Origin of the sequence: Lachnoclostridium sp. An14 (assembly GCF_002160755.1) — a bacterium.
GTDB lineage: Bacteria > Bacillota > Clostridia > Lachnospirales > Lachnospiraceae > Lachnoclostridium_A.
Genome location: NZ_NFLE01000008.1, coordinates 15,445 through 40,412, shown reverse-complemented (window position 1 = coordinate 40,412; position 24,968 = coordinate 15,445). Strand labels below are relative to the sequence as shown.

The window sequence follows — 24,968 nt, the reverse complement described above, 5'->3', positions numbered from 1 at the left end:
AACTTAAGTTTATTCTTTTAGCAGGCAGTTTCATGGGTTTTCCTGTATTTCCTGCTCATGTTCAAAGCAATCACCCCAAAGATCAAAGCCGCCGTGTACATGGCCATTCCCAGAGCGAAAGCCCCCGCGAACGAGCCTGTAGCGTCAAAAATTCCTCCGATCGGCGAGTATACCAGAGCCGCGATCATGCTGTTTCCGATCATGAGCACCGCCCAGATGTCCGAGTAATGCCGGTCCCCCACCACCGTTCTGGCTACCAGAGGCGCCTGCACGCTGTACATATTCAAGCCGCCAAATCCGGTGAGGAAACAGGCTGGTATCAGCAGGGCACTGTTTCCTATGGACGCGGTCAATCCGCCCATGCCAAGAATCATAAACACCATTCCCCAGGTCATGCCGGCTTTTACGCCGTACCGGTCATTGATCTTTCCCAATAGAAATCCGCAGCAGACAGAGCCGACGCTGTATATGCTGGCGGCAATGGAGCCCAGCTCTACGCTGGTTCCCAGCTCCATGGTGGCAAAGGTGGCGATATAATTGGGGACGCTGCTGCCTACGCTGTAGCAGAGGCACACCAGCCACGCAAGGTACAGCATCGGCAGATGAAACGCCTGCTTTCCCGTCACTCCCCACGCATTTTCCGAGCCGGAAACCGTCAGGGCCTCCTGCTCCGTTTCCTCAGCCCCATAGGGCCTGCATCCCACTTCCTCTGGACTTTTCAGATGTGTCATCACGTATGGAAGGGCGAGCACCAGAGGAATCATGGGAAGGATATGGTACGCGGCTCTCCATCCGATTTTCACAATCAGCTGGGCGCTGATCAGATTGAAAATAATGCCGAAGGCATTGCCGCAGGAGACGCAGATCCCAAGGGCTGTGCCCGTTTTTTTCTTAAACCACATATTGATGATCAATGGCATGGCCAGAAACTGCGTAAAAGCAGAGCCGATCCCGATCATCACTCCCGACAGGTAAAACCCGTAAACGGAATGGTAGGAGCCCATGAGAAACATCCCAAGGAGCATCAAAAACAAGGCCGACGGCACCACAATGCTGAGCTTTTTCGTATTCAGTACCTTCCCCGCCACAGGATAGAGCACCGCCATTACCGCGCATTCAATACTGTTTGTGAGGGTCAGCTGCCGGACCTGAATGCCAAAATCATGGACCACCGGCGAGACAAAATTCCCCAGGCTTACGGTGACCACACTTGTTGTAAAATAAATGAGCACACAGCAGACGACAATCGTCCACCCATAGTGCCTTTTTTCCGTTTTTGTTCCCATAATCAACCAGACTTTCTCTTTTTATTTCGTTCAGACGCGGAGAGAGCAGCCATCCCTAAGAGCATGGCCCCCGCGTAGAGGGCGATTGCCATCATAAACGGCCATTGGTAGCTTCCAAATTTGTCATAAAACATTCCGATGGAAGAATACAGGCCGCCGCCGATCAGACTGTTTGCCATCATCATCCATGACCAGATCTGAGAATAGTGCCCATCTCCTACGATCTTCTTGGCTAACAGCGGGCACTGCACGGCATACATACTGGCTCCCAGCCCGACGATAAAGCCTCCGGGAAGGACCAGCGCCGGAGTGGTCCTGCTGATTAACATAATGGAATATCCCACAAAAGCCGTTCCGGCTCCCCACAGCAGTCCGGCTCGCACACCCAGCTTATCATTTAAACGGCCAAGGACAAGGCTGCTTATGATCGTGCCGATATTGACGCATATGCCGGCGAAGGAGCCAAACACGATGCTCTGTTTCAACTCCATGGTCGTGTAGGTCGCCGTATAGCCGGAAACTCCGCTGGCATAGCTGATCAGGATACAGGCCGTCCACGCCAGATAGAAGAAACCAGAGTGAAAGGCCTGTTTCAGCGTAAGCCCAGCTCCGCTCTCTCCCCGGCTTTCCGGCTCCCGTTTTTCCGTTTCAGAAAGCGCTGGTTCCTCTCCATAAGGGGAAAGCCCCAGCTCCTTCGGCGTTTTGATGATCAGAAAGACAGCCGGTACGGTGACTGCAGCCGCAATCAGGGCCAGGATCAGGTACGCCGCTCTCCAGCCGAATGCCACAATCAGCTTTGCCGACAGCATATTGTAGAAAATGCCTGCGGCGCTGCCTACGGCAATCACCATCCCCAAAACGGTTCCAGCCTTTTTCTTAAACCACAGATTGATCACTGTGGGGATCGCCACATAGCCGGTAAACGCCTGGGCCACTCCCGTAATCAGGCCTGACAGATAAAACATATAAGGCGAGTGATACGTAGCCATAAGCGCCAATCCGCTCACCTCCGCCACAGACGCGATTCCCATGACCCGGCCGATTTTCCGGCTCATCAGAATCTTCGACGCGATGGTATACATAAGCGCCATGGAAATCGCCTGGATGCTCACAAACATCGTAAGGCTGCTCACCTCACAGTTTAAATCCTCCACAATGGGCGTTACAAAATTTCCCATGGCCACAGTCAAAGCTCCTGCCGAGCCCATTTTTACACACATACAGGCAAGCATGATTTTCCACGCGTAATGCAGCCTGCCGTCTTTTCTGTCCATACCCAAAACTCCCCTCTTTCCTCAAAAATCAAAACAGATAATAAATGCCAAGGAGCACAATGCCCGCAAAATACAGGCTGATGCCGGACCACAACAGCACTTTTGTCCCGCGGCTGATACCGGAAAACTCCCGGTAGTACATCCCCCAGAAGATGGTCCACACATTGGCCGACTTTCCCAGGAGGAAAGAGACGGTGGCACTGAGAGCCGGCATGGAGTAGATGGACATCAGATTGCCGCCGTAATGGCAGAGAGCAGCCGCGGCTGACATCCAGATTGGCGCCTTGCGTTCCCCCACCGCAAAGACCAGTTTCCACTCCCTCCTTCGCGTAAAGCGGATTCCCGTCACCACCGCCACGCTGAGAAAGGAGCCCGTAGCCATATAGGCGCAGGTGAGAACGGGAGCGAAATTTCTGGCCGTTCCCGCCGCTGTCCCCATGGACCAGCCATTTTGAAGGACGGCGGTAAACAGCATCAGCAAAACGACCGTAGCCGACATTGTCCTGGAGCCCGTTTTCACCTTGTGATCCCGGTCTCTGGAACTGGAGGCCAGAGCACATACAAACCCTGCCGCGATAAATATAACCGTAGCCGCCGCGATCAGCGCCAGGGCCACGGGATCTTCGGGAAGTCCCTCCTCCGCTACGGAAGTAACTACCCCCAGCACAATGCCGATGCCTCCGCTGATGGTGGTGGAAAGCAGCAGTCCCACTTTTCCCACCACTACCAGAGAGCTGTAAAGCCCCAGAGACATGAGGCCGCCTCCCGCCAGGATGGTGAGAACGGTATCTGTGTTTTCCAGGGAGATTTCCAGAATGCTCCTTTCCAGCAAAAACGGGGAGACGATGAGGGTAATGGTCCAAATGAGAATAAAAGAAAATGTGTAGAGCCAGAAGATCACGCCCGCGATGGGATAGCCGTGAAGGTGTTTCTGAATCTGCATCCAGCTGCCCCACATCGCTGCCGCCAGCAATGTAAGGAACATAGACATTTCAAGAGAAAAATAGGTTTCCATGTTTCACTTCCTGACTACCCGCAGCACGTTATAGCGTAACGGCCTTCCTCCTCCTGGGAGAAATGCAGCAGATATACATTTCCCCAGGTCCGGACCTCCCCCTCGTGGATGATGAAATCTTTGGAGGATTCCGTGAGAGCCGCTTTGCTTCTCCCCGCACAGCGCGCCGGGTCACTGCTGTCTTTATAGTTCGTCCTCGGAGGAAGAATTCGTTCCAGATCCTCCCATATATCCGCAAGGATTTCCTGTCTTTTTTCCGGAACGCATACGATACCCGTATGTTCGCTGAGCGCGGTGACGCAGCAAAGTCCTTCTTTTATACCGCTTTCCTTCACCGCCCTCACGATTTCTCCCGTAATGTCGAACCCGTTCCCTTCCTGATAAATAACTGTCTTCTGTACAAACATCCGTCTTCTCCCCTATACAATTATCACCTTGCTGCTGCCGATGGTGGAACCCACTTCCGACTGTTTCTGCAGAGAATGCTCTCCTCTGAAATAGGGCTCGCCCCGCAAAGCTGCCACATAGGCTGCCAACAGCGTGCCCGGTATGTAGTTGAGCAAAGGCGCCAGAAACTCATATCCCTCCGGCGCTTTCGGTACGGTACATACCGTGACCCCCTCCGGAACGCCGTAGTCTTTCCCGTTTGTATCCGTAATCAAGAGACAGTTTCTTCCTATTTTCACCGCCTGTCCCATGGTCTCTGCCACTCTGGAGTGGTTGTGGTCCCCATCGTTGGCTACCAGGATGAGGCCCGACTGTTCCGGACTGTGCCGGAAATAGTTCACATGGCACCAGTTTTCAGAATCCACCGCGTTCGTCATCTTTCCCGCCGCCTCCACGAACTTGGCTCCGATGAAAGCCGCCGTGGCGTATAAGGGACCGTCGCCGATCACCTCGTGGCCAATGTGATCCTTCCACCGTTCCCCCAGCTCAAACATCAGGCTGTCCATCCCGTCAAAGGCCTTCCCATAAGCGCCGGTGTAATCCAGGATCGCTTTGCACAGGGCCTCCTCGCTGCCGGCGCCGCAGGTTCCTTTTTCCGTGCCCATCCTGGCTGCCAGCAAAAACAGGGCTGATAGGGAGGCAAAATAATTCCGCAGTCCAGGACCCGGCTCCGGAAAGGGCGGCGTATGGACGATCAGGGCATATTTTGCTTCCCTGGCCGCTCTGGAATCCGGGACGTTGGTCACTGCCAGGGTGCAGCATCCCCTCTCATTGGCCCTTCTTAAAGCCTCCATCACCCGCACCGGACTGCCGGACGCGCTGATTCCCACTACAAGAGTGGACTCCTCCTGTCCTTCTTCATACTCCAGATACCGGGCGGCATCTATACATCTCACCGCTTTGAAAGAAGACGCAAAGGCCCCCGCGCAAGTCTGAAAGGCAGGCACTGCCGCGATTCCCGCGAAATAAGAATCCCCGCAGCCAGTGAGGATCACTCTCCTGATCTTCTTTAAGACCTCGCCCGGCACTGCCTTTAGTCCCTCCTGTATCCCTTTCAGCTGCTCCTCACACATCACCGGCAGATTCAGACACTGCCTTCGCAGTTGGTTGTCATACATTGTCTTATCCATTGAATTCTCCGTTCTGCTGCAAATGTACCGCAAATTTTAAAACATTTCCGCTGATTTTCTGTCCGGAATTTCTACATCTTCTCTCCCATCACGGCAGCGTAAACCGTCCTCGGGCGGGGCCCGTCAAACTCGGCAAATACCAGGTCCTGGTCCTCGCCGATGACCAGTTCCCCATGATGAACCGCCAGGGAAATCTGACTCCCTGTCAGGGCGGTCTTCACATGGCCCCCCGCGTCGGAGGCCGTCTCTCTGTGCTTAAAATCCGCCCTGGTCGGGACCATTCTCTCTATATCGGCCATCAAATCCGCCTTTGCCGGCTCAGAACGGCCGCACAGGAGAATCCCCGCTGTAGAATGAAGCTGAGAAACATGACAGAGCCCTTCCTTCACACCGCTCTCTTTTACGCAGGAGCGAACCCAGTCCGTGATCCCGCACATCCCCATATACTGGGTTTTTATACCTGTTTTATAGAGGGTGAGCGATCTCTCCACCAACTGTACCTCATAAGGCCGCCTCCTGGGGCCGTCAAACTCCAGCAGCACCACTCCCTGAGACGAGCCTAATACCAGCTTTCCCTCATGGATAATAAGGGACAGACTCCTTCCCACCACAGCCCCCTTTACATTCCCTACGGAATCAAAGGGCGTCCTCTGGCTTTTATAGTCCACCCGCGCCGGGAAATCCCGGTCCAGCTCATCCATCAGATCCTCTAATCCCCGCTTATCCCAGAACGACGTGATGCCAAGGGCGGTGGTAAGATCCGGGGCGCTGACCACACAGAGTCCTTCCTGGATCCCGCTCTCCTTCACCAGCTCCTCCAGTTTCCCGGTAATGGAGGGGCAGCCTCTCCACTCCGTCTCGATATATTCCCGTCTGAACATAGATGCACCTCAAATATACACTTGAATTTCACTGTTTTTCATGGTGCGGACGCCCTCTGCAAAATAAGCCCCCGTCCCGTTGTACTCCCCCGCTATGGGGTCATACTCATTGAAAAATTTTCTGCCCGCCAGCGTACAGCAGTATCCGGCGAGAAGGGCTGCAGGCGCATAGTCCATCATAGGCTGCATCCACTCGTCTCCTGCCTCTGTTTTGGGAAGAATCACCACATGAGCCCCTTCAGGAAAATCCTCCCTCTCCCCGTTGGTGATAATGAGCACCGGCCGTCTGATGCCTAAGGCCGCATCCACCGTCTCCCTCAGCCTTCCATAGCTCGGGGAAAGGGCATCCGCGAAGAATACCGTGCCGATACTCTCCGGGTCTGAAATGTGATAGCCCACATGGCACCAGTTTTCGGAGTCGTCATAATTTGCCATAACTCCCGTGCACTCCACAAATTTTTCCATGGCGAACAGGGCTGACCACAGCTCCTTGCCGTCGCCGATAAAGTCAAAACGCTCAAACTCCTTCCAGGTCTTTGCCAGCTCAAACATCTCCCTGTCCATTTCCTCCAAGACTCCGCTGTAACGGCGCACATAGGCCTTTAACCGTTCCGCCAGACGGGTTTCCGCCTCCGGCGGCAGCACATTTCTCACCCGTCCCATTCGGCAGCCGATGGCCAGAAGTCCTACCATACTGGCAAAGTAGGACCGAAGCCCTGGAAAATCATCTTTCATTTTGGGCGTATTCAGCACAAAAGACCGTCTGGCCTCTTTGGCTACAGGACTTTCCCCGTTGTTGGTGAGAGCGATGGTGAACGCCCCCATCTCGTTGGCCTTCCTCATGGCCTCCACCACCCTGGAGGTGTTCCCGCCGGCGCTGATGCCGATGACCAGCGGACTGTTGGGCTCGCCGATGCCCATATCCTTCGCCGTCATAAACCTTGTGAAATCCATGGGTTCCACCATCTCACATCCAAACACGCCGGAAAGCTTTAAAAGGATGGGCGCCATGGCCCCGGCCGCGGCGATGGAATCACCGCAGCCAGTGATATAGATCTTTCTGATGTCGAAGGCCTCTGCCATAGTCATGATACTTTGCTGCACTTCTTCTGAAAAACAGTAATTCACCTGTTCTTCCACCATGGACGGCAGGCTTAACACCTGGCTGCCCAATGGATTTGATCCCTTCGTTTTTTCCATATTGTCTCTCCGCAGATCCATCAATCAAATTTTTCCTGATACTGTCTGTAAAGCTCGTCCACCTGAGCGAGGGCAAATTCCCTCACAGCCTTAAAATCCGGGATCACTCCGTACTGCCGGATATTCTGGGCCGCCGCCACATTGGCGATGATACCCACCTTTAAAGCATCGTAGCCTTCACAATAGCCATAAAGCGCTGCCCCTGTGGAAGTATTTCCGCAGCCAGTGGGATCCACAATCTTATCTGAGGGCGCCGGCGGCAGGTAATAATACCGGTCCGGCGTCACCATATATGCCCCTTTTCCTCCTACGCGGAATAAGGTCATGTCCACCGGAAACTTCTGCAGCTCCCGAATGCACTCCTCCTCCGATTCCACCTCAAACAGATGCCTGGCCTCCTGAATATTGATGGAAAAAATGTCGGTCTGCTCCATGGCATTTAAGACCTCCGGCATAAACTCCTTATAAGAGCTGGGCCCTTCAATCTCCCACATTAACTTAAACCCGTCTCTGGCTTTGAGCTCCTTCATCTTTCTCCAGAACACCCGGTCCACATTCTGGGCCACATAGACGCCCTTGACATTCCCGCCCTTTGTCCAGACCTCCAGATCCTCCGGCGACGTTTTCATATAGCCGAAGTCCTGGATCCAGTCGCTACGGAACCGTTTCACGGTGGGATCCGCACCGTAGGTGCCGTCCTCGTTGTAGATCAGGTAAGAATGGTTGCAGTGCTCCACCTTTACCTTCAGCCCGTCCCGGAACACCTCATTTTTGTCCATCCAGGGAAGAAACAGCGGCGCGTAATCCTCTCCCACGTTGGAACACTGCATGACGCTGTCCGTGTACAGCCTTACCCCGGAATAAGCGAAGGTGGCGGGACCGCCGATGTGCTCACGGGACGGTGATTCCTCCCCTGGGAAACGGACGGTATCAAGCATCACGTTTCCGCCTATTACATAATCCATACATAAGCCTCCGATCGTTTACAGATTTTCATGGGCCTTCAAAGCGGCCGCCTTTCTCTTTCTCATCTCGCTTTCACTGTTCTTCAGCCGGATATAGGAGAGCACAAAGAGCAGTACGGTGGTGATGATGTAGGGCATGGCCGACAAAAACTGGGCGTCGGTGATGTAGAGCTTGGAGTAGTTTGTCACCGCCTCCGCCACGCCGAACACTACAGCCAACAGAGCCGACCCCACCGGGGACGCCCCGGCGATGGTGGATGCCGCCATACCGATAAAGCCTTTTCCTCCCGTCATATCCCGGATGAACATATTCTGATAGCCCATGGAGAGGAACATTCCGCCCAGGCTGGCGATGGCGCTGGCCATCACGAAAGCGATGGTGTAGATCTTGCTGGGATTGATGCCCACAGACTCTGCAGCCTGGGGATTCTGCCCCACCGCCCGGATCCGCAGCCCCAGTTTTGTGCGGAAAATAATAAACCAGACAACAAAAATCATAATTACCGCCAGGTAGGTAAACCCATTATGCCCCGACAGGACGTTTCCAATCAGGGGAATGTCCTTGATAATGGGAATCTGGATATTCGGCATCTGAAGGGAGGCAAAATATCCCGCGGTGTTGGCCTTATTTCCCGTGGTCACATACATGATATAAATGGTTGCCCCGCTCATGGCCGTATTGAGAGCGATGGACATCAGATACAGGTCCACCTTCATCACAAAAGCCGCGAAACAGAGAAACAGCGTGATCAAAACAGAGCTCATCATTCCAGCCAAAATGCCGATGAGCAAATTCTGGGAAATGGCCGAAAAAATCACTCCCGTAACCGCTGAAATCAGCATCATGGACTCCGCCGCCATATTGGTAAGGCCGCCCTGCAAAGCTATGGTGGAGCAGAGCGCCACATACATAATAGGAGTCGCGATTCTCACAGCGGAGAACAAAAATGTCTCGATATATTCTAAACTCATACCGTCGCTCCTTTCCCCTTGTTTTCTTCCATGGAAATTTTATAAATCGCTTTTTCCTTGGACTTCTTCAGGAAATGCTGGGCTGCCACAAACAGAATCAGCACCGCCTGCATCATGTTTACGAACTCAATCGGAATATTGGTGGAAAGATTGAGCACCACAGCGGAAGTCCTTATGTAAGCCAGAACAAAGGCCGCGAGAGGGATAAAAATCGGTTTCTTTCTGGCGATTACCGCGACCACCAGGGCATCCATGCCAATGTTGGTAAGGACGCTGTACTGATACCGGGTGTACATTCCAAAGGCGTCCACGCACGCCGCCGCTCCAGCGTAGATTCCTCCTATGAGCTGGGCGATCAGCACGATCTTTGTGGTGTTTAACCCGGAATACTTCGCAAACATCCCGTTGGAACCGCAGATCCGAATCTTTACCCCGATCCGCATCCGGTCAAACATGAGACAGGCCACGATCCAGCCTATGATGCTGACAAAAATACCGGCGTGAAGATTCGTCCCTTTCAGAATCTGGAAAAAACTGGCGTTTTCCGGATACATAGGGCTGCACAAAAATGCCTGGGAGCGATCCGCGAAGAAAATCTTCAAAAACCAGAGTGAAAGGTATAACAGCATATAATTCATGATGATGGAGGTCACCATCTCGGAAATTTTCAGCTTTTCCCTTCCCACCGCGGGGATCAGGCTTAAACCGCCGCCCACGGCGCAGCAGATGACTAAAAGCATCACCACTCCCACAATCCACGGCACATGATCAAATAAAGGCGTGTTGAACAGCACAATGCAGGCCACCGCGGGAGCAAAGTTTACAATTCCCTCTCCCACCAGATTGAAACGGCCGCAGCCGTAAATAAAGCACATTCCGCAGCCACCCAGCACATAGGGGATAAATTTGCCCATCAGCTGTCCGAACCGCCTCGACGTGGTAAACGGACCTAACACGAAATTCGTTACCACTTCCTGGGGTGTCACATCGGAAGTCAGTATGATGATCACCAGCGTAATAATGTAGGCAAGAAGCAGGCCCAGGACTACCCGCAGAAGTTCAAATAACGCCTCCACTCTCTGTACTTTTTTCAATGCAGATCCCCCCTTTCTTCCTCCGTCATCTTTTTGATTCCAAGCATATACTCGCCCATCAGCTCGTCATTCACCTTGTTCATGTCCGTAAACTGGGCGGCAATCCTGCCGTCTCTCATAATCAGCAGCCGGTCTGACAGGTTCATCACCTCATTCAAATCCGAGGAGATCAGAAGCACCGCGAACCCTTTCTCCCTGGTGTATTTTTGCAGCAGCTTGTGGATCAGAGAGGCCGTGCCTACGTCAATGCCTCTGGTAGGCTGATTCGCGATGATAATATTAGCCCCGCTGGTAAACTCTCTGGCAACAATCACCTTCTGGATATTGCCGCCGGAAAGCATCCGGATGGGGCTCTTTTCAGAATCACAGGCGATTTCAAACTCTTTAATACAGTCTTTTACATACTGATCCAGCGCCTTCTGATCAATGAAAATCCCCTTCGTAAACTTGGGATGATCCAGATAAATGGAGGAGAGATTGTCATAGATCGACATCTCCTGGGCACAGCCATAGGTCATGCGGTCCTCAGAGATATGGGCAAGGCCCAGTTTCCGGATCTGGCTGATAGACAGGCCGGAGGTTTCCGTACCGTTGATGCTCACCGTTCCCTTCGTCATATGCAGCAGGCCCGTAATGATCTCTGAAATTTCATTCTGGCCATTGCCTTCCACCCCGGCGATTCCTACGATTTCACCGGCCCGGACGCCGAAGGAGACATCGTCCACCAGCTTTTTCCCTATATCGTCCACGTAAGTGACGCCCCGCACCTTAAGAACCGTGTCTCCCACACTGCTCTCATCTTTTTCCATGGTGCTAACCACATCCCTGCCCACGATCAGCCTGGATAAGACGACTTCATTCATTTCCTCCTTCTTTACGAAACCGGTCACTCTCCCGTGCCTTAAGATCGTGGCGGAATCACACAGCTCCATAACCTCATCCAGCTTGTGGGAAATGAAAATAATTCCATACCCGCTCTCCTTCAGGGATTTCAGCTGCACAAACAGCTCCCGAACCTCCTGAGGCGTAAGCACAGCCGTGGGCTCATCCAGAATCAGCACCTTCGCCCCCCGGATCAGAGCTTTCAAAAGCTCCACCTTCTGTTTCAAGCCTACGCTGATGTCCCTCACAAGGGCATTGGGATCCACTTTCAGCTGGAATTTTTCCGACGCCTCCTCCGTCATGCGGACCGCCGTCTTTTTGTCAAAAATCTGCCCCGGACCCGGTTCAATGCCGAGAACCACATTTTCCGCCACACTCAGATTCGGCACCAGCATGAAATGCTGATGAACCATGCCCACGCCTTTCGCAATGGCGTCCAGAGGGTTTTCTATGTGGGTCTCCTGTCCGTTCAGATAAATCTTCCCCTCCTGGCAGCTTTCCAGCCCAAAGAGGATTTTCATGAGCGTAGTCTTTCCCGCGCCGTTCTCTCCGATCAGCGCGTGAATTTCTCCTTCATTTACGGTAAAGGTAATGTTTTTATTCGCCATGAAACCGTTGCCGTAAATCTTGGTAATCCCTTCCATTTTTAAAAGTTCTTTTGCCATTCCTACACCTGCCTTTAAAAGGCTGCTGCCTTCTCCCGCAGCAGCCTTTATAAATGATTGTCTAAACTTTACAAACGATACTCCGGGTCATCTCTAAACTGTGCAAATGTATCATAGTCAGGAAGATCATAATAGCTGGGAACCACAATCTCACCGCTTGTGATCTTCTCCTCCAGCTCCGTAATCGTAGCCTGTACATCTTCCGGAGTGTGGGCGTAGTAGTTTTCGTTATAGGCAAGTCCCGTACCGCCGTCTGTCACGCCGAATCTGTGGTTGCCCATCTCCATATCGCCGCTTACAATGCCGTCAAAAGCGAGCACGCAGCACTGGGTGATTCTCTTTTCCATGGAGGTTACCAGATTCTCATATCCGGCCACTTCGTTGTCCGCGTTGGCAAAGGTGGTGTACTGGTCGTAGTCCACACCGATCAGATACTGGCCATTCTCGATTCCGCCGTGCTCAGAGCAGGCATTTAACGCGCCTACGCAGTAGCTGCCGCCGATGTTGTAAACCACGTCACAGCCGTTGTTGTAAAGGACGTTCACCGTCTCATACGCGCCCTGAACGGTCTGGTCGGAATAGTACGCGATGTTGTAAGCAACTTCCTCCCCGTCTGCCGCCATGTTGTCGTTATAGTACTTCACGCCTGCCAGCCAGCCGGTTACGAAGTCGTTCAAGATGGGGGAATCCTGGTTGGCCGCCGCTCCGATCTTATGATTTTCAGACATCAGGCACTGGTATACAGCGGTGATAAAGGAACCTTCATCCTGGCGGAAACTGACGCCGAACACATTGGGGTAATCGGTCAGATCCAGGGTGGGCGCCGTATCATAGAGGATGAACTTCATATCCGGGAACCGGTCCACATTGGCCAAAAGGTCGTCCTGGATGTACCAGCTGGAGCTGATCACATAGTCGTATCCGCCAGTTTCGATGGCATCCAGCAGCGTAGTCGTTCTCGTGGAGGCGTCCAGTCCGCCTTCCACCAGCGTCATCTCAATGCCGTACTTTTCCGCGATCTCCTGGGCAGCGTAGTATCCCAGATCGTTCGTCCCATAGTCTCCGATGTTCTGGAAAGCGAAGAACAGCAGTTTTTTGCCTTCCAGGGAATCCTCTCCTCCGGAAGTCTCTCCGCTGGTTTCCGTACTTGTCCCACCGGCTGTAGCCGCCGTCGTCGCGGCCTCCTCTGTGGAACCTCCGCAGCCTGCAAGCGATGCCACAAGAGCGGCAGCAGTCAGCAATCCCATGAAACGTCTTTTCATATTTTTTTCCTCCTCGCATAAAAAATAGTTTATTTGTTACTTTCTCCACAGCTGAGATCTGCGCCGGAAAGCGTGGCCCGCCGTGAAGTTATGCTCTCATTTGTACTCTCGCTCCGGCTCTGAGCCATCCCCAAAGCCTTTTCGCAAATCAGCCGGATATGCTCCACACTTCCTTCATATACGCCGCTACAATCGCCTCGTCGATGCCGCCTCCCCAGTTATTTCCCTCAAAGCACCGTCCTACCAGGGCGCCGTCCGCGTTTTTCAGCCGGGAGGCCGCGCTCTGCACATCCGTACCGCCGCCAAGGATAATGGGAAGATCTGGATAAGCAGCCCGTATATCCTGTTCCATACGGTTATTTAATTCCTCATCCTTGCTCATGATCTCCACCGCGTCCGCCCTCACCATCACCGCCGAGCTCACCCGGCCCAGGAGGGCCTCCCTGTCATACCCGCCATGAAAATGGTATCCGGCGATCTCCGCCAATAGCTCCACCTTCTCCGCACCGATCTTCCGCCGGTACTCCAGGACCTTTAACGGGTCGCCGTTCACAACCCCGCCAAAGGGAGAGGACGTCTGTCCCACCAGGGCGGTGCATCTGGTGTAATCCGCGTTTACCGCCTTTGCCGCCGCGATGGATGGGGTGATGCAGTTCCACATAAGCTGTACCCCAATTTTGAAATCTGCTCCCACCTGTTTTTTCACTTCGTTGGCAATTACCGCAAGGCAGGTGGCCCTGACGTAATCGCTCTCATCCCCTGTGGGATATACCTTATCCACCGTCTGGATCAGACAGCCGGATGCCCCGCCGTTTTCCAGGGCCTTGGCATCCTTTACCGCCTTTTCTATGGATGTTTCATAATCTCCATCCTGATAAAACGGCGTCCCGGGCATAGGTTTCAAATGAATCAGCCCAAATATCAGTTTCTGATTGTTTCTGCGAGCTTCTTTAAACATTTTTTCATTCTCCCCGCTTTTCTTGTTTGTTCGTAATGTTCGTATAACAAAATTTTTATTCCAATTAATTTTCGTTTTACGATCATTATTGTCGTTTTCTATAAAATTATATAACATATTTCCCGTATTATCGTCAATAGTATGAACTCCAATTCATTATATGATAACTTTTGCACACTTTTTTGTTCGAAATAAAATGTTCGCTATTTACTATATCTTCCACTCATGCTATAATAAACGTAACGCAATACACATCCGCAAACGTATATAAGGGCTGAATCCGACTTCCCGAACCCAATTTCCCGCATCTTCAGCCAGTCTTATATAAGTGTGAGCCTCCGCCGGAGGCTATTGTGTCATAGGAGGCGCAGTTTCCTGCATATAAAATGAAACTTCCTATAACACAGAAAAATTCAATACTGTTCAAGGAGGAACGCCATGTCCAACAAGGGAAATTACAGACAGGATGCCATTATGAAACTTCTGCTGCAGAAAAAGTCCGCAGCGGTAGACGAGCTGTCAAAGATGTTTTCCGTAACCCCCACCACCATCCGCAGGGATCTGCTGGAGCTGGAGGCGAATCACCAGATCGTCCGCTCCCGGGGATACGCCTTTTTAAGCGAAGATCACGATACCGATGACAATACCTACCGGATCGGAATGTTTCAGTCAGAAAAGCAGAGGATCGCCAAACGCGCCCTGCAAATGATCCACAACAACTCCTCTATCCTGTTAGACTCCGGAACCACGCTTTTGGAGCTGGCCAAAGAACTGAACTCCCACAAGGAGCTCACCAACAGCTGCATCATCACCAACGGCCTGGACATCGCCTTATCCCTGTCCAACTTTTCCACCGTTTCCATGCCGCCGGGTGTGGTCCATCACTATAGTAAGACGATTTACGGAGTAAAGACGGCGGAATTCTTCTCCGGGATTCACGCGGACATCGCGTTCATCGGCTCCTGCGGGATCCTTCACACAGTGGGCCCCACGATTTCCACCCCCTTCCTTCTGGACATCAAGCAGAAAATGATCCAGGTTTCCAATAAGGTGGTGCTCCTCATCGACTCCTCCAAATTCCTGTCCAGCGGGTTCTACCCCTTCTGCGGCTTTAACGAGATCGACACCCTCATCACTGTGGAAACTGAGGAAAACAAAGAGAGCATCGACCGGTTAAGAGACGAAGGAATCGAAGTGATTCTCGCATAAATCTGATGTTTCAATATTTCAATTTGCAATGGAGATTGTCATGAAAAAAGAAGTGAAAAAAGACGAAGTTTCCCTGTGGCTTTTGGCCGCGATCCCCATGCTTGTCTCTATCCTCCTGCACACCGCAGGTACCGATCACAGATGGGTGTCCGCCATTGTGTTTGTCTTAAATATAGGTTTCGTATCCTATGATTATTTTAAAACAAAAGCGACAAAGGACCAGCCCCTTTCCGTCTATCTCTCCGGGCTGATCCTCATTCCTCTCTATCTCTATTTTCGGGCCATAAAAAACGGCCGCCAGTACAAATTTTTAGTTGTCTGGGCCGCTCTATATATGTTTGATCTGGCAATTCTGCAGATGGCGGCGGGATAAAAAGCGGTTTTCTCTGGCTGCCAGGCGCACCCGCCAAAAACAGGACGCCTTTCCCTTAAATCCGGAAAAAGCGTCCTGTTTTCATGCTTTCTCTGTTCTATCCCGCAGCTTGGCGGAGAAAACCATCATTCCCGTCTCCCCACCATCTTCGTCACCACCACATCGCACCCCAGCCCCAGCACATTCTCAATGACCACCTGGCCGATGGCGGTGGGGGCGTCTACTGCCGTTTTCCGAATCTCTGCCATCACGTCGAAGATGCGGTCCTTGGGGATGAGGCCGTTTAGCCGCACGCTGGCTAAAGGCAGCTCCCCGCCCCGCACCAGCACGGAGGAGGAGATGTTTCTCATGGGGTTGGTCAGTTCCTGGAGCACGTACTCCCGGCCCTTGGGGCAGAAATTTCCCTCCACCGACAGAACTTCCTTCCCTTCCACTTCCGCCGTCACCTCACAGCCCCTGGGACACATGATACAGGTAAATTCCTTTAACATACCACCTTCACCTCCAAATCTTCCTTTTCATTCAGCTTAGCCGCCTTCACCGGGATCTGAATCATCTCCGCGGGGATGGCCTTCTTCATCCTGCGCTCCGCCACCACCTGGCCGCCCTGGACCAGTTCAATCCGGCAGTCCTTCATGGGGCGGCGCACCCGCATGGACAGCTTAAAATCCTCCGTTCCGCTGATGCGCTGAGGGATGGTGTGGGTCACGTTCCCGTCCGTCATCACGGAAAGGCCGCAGGGAGTCAGACCGTCCTCCCGCAGGTAGGCCGCCACAGAGTCCGCCAGCTCCTCCGCCTCCATGGACACAAAGTCCACCAGGTCGTGCACCTGGAGCACATTTCCCGCCGCGAATACCCCCGGCACGCTGGTCTGGTGATGTTCGTCCACCACCGCCCCCTTGCTGCGGGGATCCAGCTCCACTCCCGCCGCCAGGGACAGCTCATTTTCCGGGATCAGGCCCACAGAGAGGATCAGGGTGTCGCAGGGATACTCCTTTTCCGTCCCCTTGATGGGCTGCATCCTCTCGTCCACCTGGGAAACCACCACCGACTCCAGCCGCTCCCGGCCCCGGATCTCCGTCACCGTATGGCTTAAGTATAAGGGGATGCCGTAGTCGTCCAGACACTGCAAAATGTTTCTGGGAAGGCCGCTGGCGTAGGGCTGCACCTCAAACACCGCCTGCACGTGGGCCCCTTCCAGGGTCATCCTTCTGGCCATAATCATGCCGATGTCTCCGGAGCCTAAGATCACCACTTCCCGGCCCACCATCTTGTTCTGGAGGTTGATATAGGCCTGGGCCACTCCGGCAGTGTACACGCCCGCGGGCCGCTCGCCGGGGATGCTGATGGCCCCGCGGGTCCTCTCCCTGCATCCCATGGTAAGAATCACCGTCTTCGCCTCAAATTCCAGCAGGCCGTCCTTAGAGGCCGCCACCACCTTCTTCTTCCCCGTATCCTCCTCCACGGAAATGTCGATGACTGTAGTGTCCGTGATATAGGGGATGTCAAACTCCTCCACCTGGCTGATAAACCGCTGGGCGTACTCCGGCCCGCTCAAGGTCTCCCCAAAGCGGGTGAGGCCGAATCCGTCGTGGATGCACTGCCTTAAAATTCCTCCCAGCTGCTTTTCCCGCTCTAAAATCAGCAGGTTCCGGATCCCTTTCTCCCACAGCCGCACCGCCGCGGAAAGCCCCGCCGGGCCGCCTCCGATGATCACTGTATCAAGCTGCCTCATTGTTCCTCCCTCACTTTCCCCATAAACATATATCCGCCTTCCTTCGAGTAGCGCACGTCCTCCGGCGCCACTCCCAGCTCCTCCTCGATCATATGGGTGATCCTGGTCTCGCAGTAGCCGCCCTGGCAGCGCCCCATGGTGGCCCGCGTCCTGTTTTTGATGCCCGTCACCGTGTGAACGCCTAAGGGATTGTGGATGGCCTGGCGGATCTCCGCCCTGGTCACCGTCTCGCAGCGGCAGACGATCTCGCCGTAATCTCTGTCCTCCTGGATGGCCGCCTTCTTTTCTTCCTCCGTCATCTCGCTGAACCGGCGGATACCGGGACGGTTCGGTTGAAAGGCCTCATTTGCCTCCGGCTGCTCCTTTTCCACCAGCTTTTTCACCGCCCGTCTCGCTAAAGGCAGGGCGCAGGTGATGCCGGGGGACTCAATTCCCACCAGGTTCACCGTCCGCGGGTGTCCGTCGTCCGCCTCCAGCAGGAAGTCCAGGATGGCCCCCGTTTCCGGGTCGTACCGTTTCCAGCGGATACCGGCGAAATTGCGGATAAAATACTGGGGCTCCATATGGTCAAACATCTTTCTGCCGTCCGCGATCAGGCCGTCCAGATGCTCCTTTGTCACAGCGTAGTCCTCCCGGTCCTCCGTCACGTAGGAGTCCGGGCCCACCAGCACATTTCCGTCCACCGTGGGGGTGGCGTGGGTCATAAAGCCGCCGTTGTCGTTGGGCGCCGGGTACACCGGGATTCCTAAGTATTTTCCCGCCTTTTTGTCCAGGATAAAATACTCTCCCTTAAAGCCCTTCGTGGGATAGTTGGGATACCCCATCATCTCTGAGATTTCCGGGGCGTACATTCCGGCGCAGTTGATGACCCAGCGGGTGGAAAATGTTTCCTTTTCCGTGCGGATCCGGTAGGTTTCCTCCTCCCGTTCCATCCCCACCACCTTCTGCCCAAACAGGAACTGGGCGCCGTTCATGGCGGCGTTTTCCGCCAGGGCGATGGTGTACTGCATGGGGTCTAAAATGCCGGAGCTTGGCACGTACATGGCAAACTCTCCCCCGGCGTGAGGGTCGATGGCCGCCATCTCCTCCTTCGTCACCATCCGCATCCCCTTCACGCCGTTCTGCTCCCCGATGGCCTTAAACTTTAAAATGTTCTCCCGGTCGTGATCCGTAAAGCCCACCACCAGCTTTCCCGTCCGCTTAAAGGGCACATTTAATTCCTTCGCCACCTGGTCAAACTCCTGGTTTCCCTCCACGGCGCACTCCGCCTTTAAGGTGCCCGGCTTGTAGGTAAACCCGGCGTGCAGCATTCCCGTATTCCTGCTGGAATTGCCGCAGGCCACGTCCAGCTCCTTTTCCAACACCCCGATCCGCAACCGGTACCGGGACAGCTCCCTGGCCACCGCGCAGCCCACCACGCCGGCGCCAATTACCATCACATCGTATTCTCTCATCGCTACCTCTCCTCTCCTGCCCCCTTTGCGCCTTTTTCCGAAGGCCATTCCCGCGGGCCGGAGAAATCCCATCCGCCCTTCCGCAGAAAATCAAACAGGCTATGGTCCTCTTATACCACAGCCTGTCTCCCCTCTCAACCCTGGCCCTGAAAAAGGAACTGCTTTCCCCTTCCGGCCGGTCAAAAAGTACATATTTGTCTATTTTTTCGTCTCTCATCCGATCCCCGGGTGATCCTCCTCCATCAGCTGCAAAATCCGCTCCCGGTTCTGGATCAGGTGGGCCGTCATGGCGTCGTGGGCCTGACAGCCCCGCCGGTTCTCGATGGCTGACAGGATCCGCCGGTGGGCCTCCACCGTCCGCTCTCCCAGCCGCCTTGCCGTCACATTTTCCTGGAGAAGGATGGCCTGCTGGATGGAGGGCAGCAGATTGTGAACCACCAGGTTCCCGCTGCACCCGGCGATGTAGGTGTGAAACTCCATATCCTGCTCAAAATAGTTCCGCCCCGCCTCCCAGGCCGCCTTCATCTCCGCAAACATCTCCCGCAGGCGGGCGATCTCCGCCGCCGTGGCCCGCTCCGCCGCCATAGCCGCCATCCGCGGCTCGATGAGCAGGCGCAGCTCCAAAAGGTCCTGAACCAGCTTTTTCTTATCGCTCACCAGAGACAGCCCCAGCACGTCGTCGCTCAAGCCCCGCCGCAGGGAGACAAAAGTGCCGGCTCCCCGGCGAACCTCCACCACCTGTTTCTCCGTGAGAATGCGGATCGCCTGCCGCACCGTGTTCCGGCTCACCTCCAGCCTGGTAGCCAGCTCCGTCTCCCCCGGAAGCTTGGCCCCGGAGCTGTAGTTTTCCCGGTAAATCAGGTCGGAAATCGCGTCCGCCGTCCGCTCCGGCAGGGATCTGTGCACCATTTTTTCCATCCTAACCCTCCAAAAGTTTCAGCACGTCCCGGCTGTTTAAGGAGCTAAGATCCACCGTTCCCTCGGTGATGACCCCGTCCGCCAGGCTCTGTTTCATCTGCTGCAGGCGGATGATATTCTCCTCCACCGTGTCCTTCATGATCAGTTTAAACACCGTCACCCGTTTCTCCTGTCCGATCCGGTAGGCCCGGTCTGTGGCCTGATTCTGGGCCGCCACATTCCACCAGGGATCGTAGTGGATCACAATGTCCGCCGCCGTCAGGTTTAACCCCGTCCCGCCGGCCTTTAAGGAGATGAGAAACACCTCCGTCTCATCCTGTCCAAATTCGTTCACCAGCCGGATCCGCTCCTCCTTGGGCGTCTCTCCGGTGAGGGAAAAGAAGGAAATCCCCTCCTTTTTCAGCCTCTCCCCAATGATGGCCAGCATGGAGGTAAACTGGGAAAACAGCAGGATCTTGTGGCCTCCCGCCGTCCCGTCCCGGATCAGATCCACGCAGGTTTCCAGCTTGGCGCTCCCCTCCTTGTAGTGGGAATAGCAAAGAGACGGATGGCAGCAGATCTGCCGCAGCCTGGTGAGCTCCGCCAGGATCTGGAGCTTGTCGTTTTCCAGATTTCCCGATTCCAGCTTTTCCTTTAAAAGGGCGGCGCTGGCGGTGTAAAGCTCCCGCTGCATTCCCTCCGGCCGGGAGTAGACCACCGTCTCCAGCTTTTCCGGCAGCTCCTTTAGCACCTGGGTTTTCAGTCTCCGCAGGATAAACGGCCCGATGAGCCCGTGGAGACGCTCCAGGGCCTCCCGGTCCCCGTCCTTCGCCACCGGCGTCTCGTACTCTTTTTTAAACTTCTGGTAGGAGAACAAAAAGCCTGGCATCAGATAGTCAAAGATGCTCCACAGCTCTCCCAGCCGGTTCTCAATGGGAGTGCCGGTGAGGGCAAACCGGGAGCGGGAGCGGATGGATTTCACCGCCTTGGCGCTCAGCGTCCCCGCGTTTTTAATATACTGGGCCTCGTCAATGATCTGATAGCGGAATTCCAGCTCCCGGTACAGCTCCAGATCCCGCCGCAGAAGGTCGTAGGAGGTCACCAGCACGTCGCAGGATGCCGCCCGGCTCACCGCCTCCCGCCGCTCTGCGGCGTTTCCCGTCACCAACAGTACCTTCAGGGCGGGGGCAAATTTCTCCATCTCGCTCTCCCAGTTGTACACCAGGGAGGCGGGACAGACGATGAGGGACGGCAGTTTTTCTTCTCCTGCCCTCTCCCGCTCATCCAGCAAAAGGGCGATCACCTGCACCGTCTTTCCCAGTCCCATGTCGTCCGCCAGAATGCCCCCGAACCCTAAGCTGTCCAGGGTCTTCATCCACTGGAACCCCACCTTCTGGTACTCCCGCAGCACGCCCCGCAGGCCCTCCGGCGTCTCAAACTCGCTGTCCTCCAGGGACTTCATCCCCCGGACCGCCGCCTTAAACAGCTTGTCCCGGTACACGCTCATATCCCTCCTGGCTTCCAGCAGGGAATTTAAGTAAAACGCCCGGTAGGCGGGGATCCGCATGACCTCCTCCGACATCTGAGCCTTAGAAAGCCCCAGGCCGTCCATCATCCTGGCCACCGTCAAAAGCCCTCCGTCCGTCAGCTCCAGAAATTCCCCGCTCTTTAGCCGGTAATACTTCTTTTTCTGCCGGTAGCTGTCCAGGATCTTCAAAAGCTCCTGGCGGCTCATGCCCTCCGCGTCCACCTTAAGCTCCAGCCAGTTTCCTGTGTAGGAGACGCCCACGGACACCTCCGGCGGAGGCGCCACCCGCATCCGTTTCATCTCGTCGGACACGGCCACCTCCCCCAACTCCATAAATTCCGGGATTCCCTCCGTCAACAGGCGGTAAACCGCCTCCTCGTCGTCCCGGATCACCAGGTCGTTCCCCTCCGTCTCCCGGTATCGGAAATACTTGGTGATGGCCTGGCTCACCCGAAACTCCCCGGGCACGTCCCGGCACACTGTCCGCGGCACCTTCTCATCCTCCACGGGATGAAAGGAAAAATCTCCGTAGGACAGCACCGGATGGAGCACCACCTCGTTTTTTCCGGGGCTGTCAAACTCAAACCTGGCTTTTAACTCCTGAGGCCGGTAGTCCTCCAGCCGCACCTCCTCCGAATCAAAGGAGACGTAAGGCTCCAGGGCCCGCACTACCCGCTCGTAAAACAGAGGCAGATCCCGGTCGTTCACCTCCAGAAGGGGCCGCCCGGACAGCCGTCCCGCCCCTTCCGGTTTCATCATGCCGTCCAGGAAAAAGGACAGCGCCCGGCTGCAGGCCCCGTCACAGCAGTAAAGTTTCTCTCCCAGCCCCACATATACCGTAGATTCTCCCCGGAAATAGAGGAGCCCCTCCGGCAGGGCGATGGAAATGCCGTCCCGGCCGCTGCGCTCCGCCCGCGCCTCCAGGCGGGGATTCTCCTCCGCCACCAAAAGGGTCCTGCGGCCGCCCCGGCTATCCTCCACCTCCAGTCCCTCTCCCGTCACCAGGCGGAAAAACCGGTCTCTGCTGCCCTTGTCCAGCTGGATGGCCCGGACTCCCGGCACGGACGTCCCCGCCCCCCGGTGGAAATGGGCGTAATAATCCCGGTAAGCGTGGATCTGGTCCATGAGAAACTCCGCCATGGGTCGGCTCTTTGGGGTAAAGGCGGAAAGACTGTGGTGGAAGGCGAAGGTTTTCCCGTAGCGGACAAAGGTCCCCCCGTCCACGGCGTCGGCAAAAGCCGCCAGGTCCTTTAACACGTAAAACCGCTCCCTGCCAATGTCAAACTCCAGCTGGAGGCCGTTTCCCCGCAAAAGCAGCCGCGGCCGCAGGGACACGTCCGCCCCTTCCTCCTCCCGCATAATGTCCGCCACCTCCCGGTTGGTGTACTCCCGGATCATGGCCCGCACCTCCTGGGAGGTAAACACCGGCCGCTGGCTCTCCGACCGGTTCCGCTCCTTATAGTAGTCAAACAGGGCCGCGCAGTGGGGACACATCCCCTTATAGGACCGCCCTCCGTCGCAGGTACAGGAGTAGTCAAACACCTGATCCCGCTTTAAATAGAGAGACGCCCGGTAAATCCGGGCGCCGTCGGAGACCGCCGCTTTCACGGCAGTCTCTCCTTTCCAAAATGTATTGGATGTAAATTGGGTGATGGTCATGCCTTCTGATCTTCCTCCTCATAAAACGGAGAATGTTCTCAATGAAAATGGAATCCTTACATTCGGTCCGGGGCGTCGATGCCTAAGAGGCCGATGCAGGTCTCCAGCACATCCTTCGCCAGACGCACCAGGGAAAGCCAGCTCTCCTTCTGGGCCTGGTTCTCCTCTGTGATGATTCTCGTGTCGTGGTAGAACCGGTTGCAGGCGTTGGATAAGTCGTATACGTACTGACAGATCTTGTGGGGAGCGATCTCGTCAAAGCTGGCGTTTAACACCTCGTTGTACTTGGTGATCTCCAGCTGCAGGGCACGCTCCGCCTCCGTCACCGACGGCAGGATGGCTCCGTCTGCCGGCTGTCCCCCATCCTTGTTTAAAATGGACTTGATGCGGACGATGGTGTACAGGATGTAGGGCCCCGTATTCCCCTCAAAGGAGGTAAAACGGTCGATGTCAAACACGTAGTCCTTCGCCGCCTGGTTGGACAAATCGCCGTACTTTAAGGCGGAAAGGCCCACGATCTTGGCCGTCTCCCTGGCCTCCTCCTCGGACACCGTGCGGTTTTCCATGATCTTCTGGTAAGCGGCCTCGTTCACCTCCGAGATCAGCCGCTCCAGGCGCATGACGCCGCCCTCTCTCGTCTTATAGGGCTTGCCGTCCCGGCCGTTCATGGTGCCAAAGCCCAGGAAATCCATCTTCCGCTCCGGGCCCACGATGCCTGCCTTCTTCGCCACCCGGAATACCTGGGTGAAATGGAGCTCCTGCCGCTTGTCCACCACGTAAATGTAGTGATCCGGGTGGAAATCCCGCTCTCTCTCCACGATGGTGGCCAGATCGGAGGTGGCGTAGAGGGCCGCTCCGTCGGATTTGCGGATGATGCAGGGAGGCAGCTCCTTGGCGTCCGTCTCCTCCGCAATATCCACCACCAGGGCGCCCTGGCTCTCATAGGCCAGCCCCTTGTCGATCAGCTCCTGGATCAGTCCGGGGATGTAGGGCTGAGCGTCGCTCTCTCCCTTCCACAGGTCAAAATGGACGTTTAAGCTGTCATAGTTCTTTTTCAGATCCGCCAGGGACACCTTCATAATGTGCTGCCAGATGGCATAGTAGGGCTTGTAGCCGCTCTGGAGCTTGAAGGTGGCCGTCTGGGCTCTCTCCTTAAAGGCACGCCCCTCGTCCGTGTCCTCCTTGGACTTGGCGCTGGCCGCCGGGTAGATCTCCTCCAGCTCCCCGATGGTAAAGGGGGCCTCCTGGGGATATTCTCCCGTAAATCCCTCGTCAAAATAGGGCAGCTCCGGCTTTCTGTCCCGAAGTTCCTCGATGATCAGGCCCATCTGCAGGCCCCAGTCCCCCAGATGCACATCGCCGATCACGTGATGGCCCAAAAATTTTCCCATGCGCTTGACGCTCTCTCCGATGATAGCCGCCCGCAGATGGCCCACGTGAAGGGGCTTGGCCACGTTGGCCCCGCCGTAGTCCACGATCAGGGTCTCCGGCTGCTCCGGCGCCTCCAGCCCCAGTTTCTCCTGGGTGCGCATTCCGTTTAAATATCCTGCCAACCACTCTCCGTTTAAGCGGATGTTGATAAAGCCGGGCATTACGGCGGAGATCTCCGCGAACATGGGGTTTCCCGCCGCCTTCTCCACCACGTCGCTTGCAATGTCAATGGGCTTTTTCCGGTAGGCCTTGGCCGCCGCCATGGCCCCGTTGCACTGGTACTCGCACAGGTCCGGGCGGTTGGACAGATTGACCTTGGCGTATGCCTCGTCGTATCCACACTCTGCAAAAACCGGTTTCAGCTCTCCGGCGATCAAATCGAGAATCTTCTTCATTCTTGCGATTTCCTTTCTATTTTCCTCTTGGCTTTCATAATTTGTGATGACCGCGTTAGCAGTCATGTCCGTTTACTCAATACTGCACGCAACTAATGATTATATCGCAGTCTCCTGGAAAAAGCAACGGCAACGTGAACGCCTTTTCCCTCCCTCCATCCTACCATAAACCCCTTTCGGATTCAAGATTCTGCTGGGGAGAAAGATGGGGAAAAGAACGCCCCCGGAGACCGTTTTCGGCCTTCCGGGGGCGTTC

21 protein-coding genes are annotated in these 24,968 nt (G+C 55.1%); 2 read left to right on the top strand and 19 right to left on the bottom strand.

Annotated elements, in window-relative coordinates; genetic code table 11:
* Positions 1 to 17: 17 nt before the first annotated feature.
* The 13 genes from B5E84_RS06275 to B5E84_RS06215 form a co-directional block, all read right to left on the bottom strand.
* Positions 18 to 1,286: an MFS transporter gene (locus tag B5E84_RS06275; RefSeq protein WP_087220835.1), complete on the bottom strand. Its 1,269-nt coding sequence runs from the start codon at positions 1,284 to 1,286 to the stop codon at positions 18 to 20.
* 2 nt (positions 1,287 to 1,288) lie between these two features.
* A complete protein-coding gene (locus tag B5E84_RS06270; RefSeq protein WP_087220832.1) occupies positions 1,289 to 2,560 on the bottom strand; it encodes an MFS transporter in 1,272 nt (423 codons plus the stop codon).
* A gap of 28 nt (positions 2,561 to 2,588) precedes the next feature.
* Complete coding sequence (locus B5E84_RS06265) at positions 2,589 to 3,575, bottom strand: hypothetical protein (RefSeq protein WP_087220829.1); 987 nt, start codon at positions 3,573 to 3,575, stop codon at positions 2,589 to 2,591.
* A 14-nt stretch (positions 3,576 to 3,589) separates the two neighbouring features.
* Positions 3,590 to 3,982, bottom strand: a complete 393-nt coding sequence (locus B5E84_RS06260; protein ID WP_087220825.1) for a YjbQ family protein — start codon at positions 3,980 to 3,982, stop codon at positions 3,590 to 3,592.
* A 12-nt stretch (positions 3,983 to 3,994) separates the two neighbouring features.
* Positions 3,995 to 5,152 carry an SIS domain-containing protein gene (locus B5E84_RS06255; RefSeq protein WP_087220822.1) on the bottom strand — a complete coding sequence of 386 codons (1,158 nt, stop codon included), beginning with the start codon at positions 5,150 to 5,152 and terminating at the stop codon, positions 3,995 to 3,997.
* Between the two features lie 71 nt (positions 5,153 to 5,223).
* Positions 5,224 to 6,033, bottom strand: coding sequence for a secondary thiamine-phosphate synthase enzyme YjbQ (locus B5E84_RS06250; RefSeq protein WP_087220819.1), 810 nt, complete (start codon positions 6,031 to 6,033; stop codon positions 5,224 to 5,226).
* A gap of 9 nt (positions 6,034 to 6,042) precedes the next feature.
* Positions 6,043 to 7,233 (bottom strand): SIS domain-containing protein, encoded by a 1,191-nt coding sequence (locus B5E84_RS06245; RefSeq protein WP_162612815.1) that lies wholly within the window; start codon positions 7,231 to 7,233, stop codon positions 6,043 to 6,045.
* A 20-nt stretch (positions 7,234 to 7,253) separates the two neighbouring features.
* On the bottom strand, positions 7,254 to 8,198 hold the full coding sequence (locus B5E84_RS06240; protein ID WP_087220813.1) for a carbohydrate kinase family protein: 945 nt from the start codon (positions 8,196 to 8,198) through the stop codon (positions 7,254 to 7,256).
* Positions 8,199 to 8,216: 18 nt separating this feature from the next.
* Positions 8,217 to 9,170 (bottom strand): ABC transporter permease, encoded by a 954-nt coding sequence (locus B5E84_RS06235; protein WP_087220810.1) that lies wholly within the window; start codon positions 9,168 to 9,170, stop codon positions 8,217 to 8,219.
* Positions 9,167 to 10,264: an ABC transporter permease gene (locus B5E84_RS06230; protein ID WP_087220807.1), complete on the bottom strand. Its 1,098-nt coding sequence runs from the start codon at positions 10,262 to 10,264 to the stop codon at positions 9,167 to 9,169. Before B5E84_RS06230 ends, B5E84_RS06235 begins: the two co-directional genes overlap by 4 nt.
* On the bottom strand, positions 10,261 to 11,811 hold the full coding sequence (locus B5E84_RS06225; protein WP_087220804.1) for an ABC transporter ATP-binding protein: 1,551 nt from the start codon (positions 11,809 to 11,811) through the stop codon (positions 10,261 to 10,263). The genes B5E84_RS06230 and B5E84_RS06225 overlap by 4 nt, the downstream gene beginning before the upstream one ends.
* 68 nt (positions 11,812 to 11,879) lie before the next feature.
* A complete protein-coding gene (locus tag B5E84_RS06220) occupies positions 11,880 to 13,073 on the bottom strand; it encodes a BMP family lipoprotein (protein WP_087220801.1) in 1,194 nt (397 codons plus the stop codon).
* A 148-nt stretch (positions 13,074 to 13,221) separates the two neighbouring features.
* Positions 13,222 to 14,031, bottom strand: a complete 810-nt coding sequence (locus B5E84_RS06215; protein ID WP_087220798.1) for a BtpA/SgcQ family protein — start codon at positions 14,029 to 14,031, stop codon at positions 13,222 to 13,224.
* Between the two features lie 438 nt (positions 14,032 to 14,469).
* On the opposite strand from B5E84_RS06215, the gene B5E84_RS06210 reads away from it, so the two are divergent.
* Both B5E84_RS06210 and B5E84_RS06205 read left to right on the top strand, forming a co-directional pair.
* Complete coding sequence (locus B5E84_RS06210) at positions 14,470 to 15,240, top strand: DeoR/GlpR family DNA-binding transcription regulator (protein ID WP_087220795.1); 771 nt, start codon at positions 14,470 to 14,472, stop codon at positions 15,238 to 15,240.
* Positions 15,241 to 15,280: 40 nt separating this feature from the next.
* Complete coding sequence (locus B5E84_RS06205) at positions 15,281 to 15,613, top strand: hypothetical protein (RefSeq protein ID WP_087220792.1); 333 nt, start codon at positions 15,281 to 15,283, stop codon at positions 15,611 to 15,613.
* Between the two features lie 125 nt (positions 15,614 to 15,738).
* Here the strand turns inward: B5E84_RS06205 and B5E84_RS06200 are convergent, their stop codons facing one another.
* From B5E84_RS06200 to argS, 6 genes are all read right to left on the bottom strand, one after another.
* Positions 15,739 to 16,104: a DUF1667 domain-containing protein gene (locus B5E84_RS06200; protein WP_087220789.1), complete on the bottom strand. Its 366-nt coding sequence runs from the start codon at positions 16,102 to 16,104 to the stop codon at positions 15,739 to 15,741.
* Positions 16,098 to 17,348, bottom strand: a complete 1,251-nt coding sequence (locus B5E84_RS06195; protein WP_087220787.1) for an NAD(P)/FAD-dependent oxidoreductase — start codon at positions 17,346 to 17,348, stop codon at positions 16,098 to 16,100. Before B5E84_RS06195 ends, B5E84_RS06200 begins: the two co-directional genes overlap by 7 nt.
* A complete protein-coding gene (locus B5E84_RS06190) occupies positions 17,345 to 18,802 on the bottom strand; it encodes an NAD(P)/FAD-dependent oxidoreductase (RefSeq protein WP_087220784.1) in 1,458 nt (485 codons plus the stop codon). Before B5E84_RS06190 ends, B5E84_RS06195 begins: the two co-directional genes overlap by 4 nt.
* Positions 18,803 to 19,015: 213 nt before the next feature.
* Positions 19,016 to 19,720 carry a FadR/GntR family transcriptional regulator gene (locus B5E84_RS06185; protein WP_087220781.1) on the bottom strand — a complete coding sequence of 235 codons (705 nt, stop codon included), beginning with the start codon at positions 19,718 to 19,720 and terminating at the stop codon, positions 19,016 to 19,018.
* A gap of 1 nt (position 19,721) precedes the next feature.
* Entirely contained in the window at positions 19,722 to 22,886 is a 3,165-nt protein-coding gene (locus tag B5E84_RS06180) for a DEAD/DEAH box helicase (protein ID WP_087220778.1), read from the bottom strand.
* Between the two features lie 56 nt (positions 22,887 to 22,942).
* On the bottom strand, positions 22,943 to 24,712 hold the full coding sequence (gene argS, locus B5E84_RS06175) for an arginine--tRNA ligase (RefSeq protein WP_087220775.1): 1,770 nt from the start codon (positions 24,710 to 24,712) through the stop codon (positions 22,943 to 22,945).
* Positions 24,713 to 24,968 lie beyond the last annotated feature (256 nt).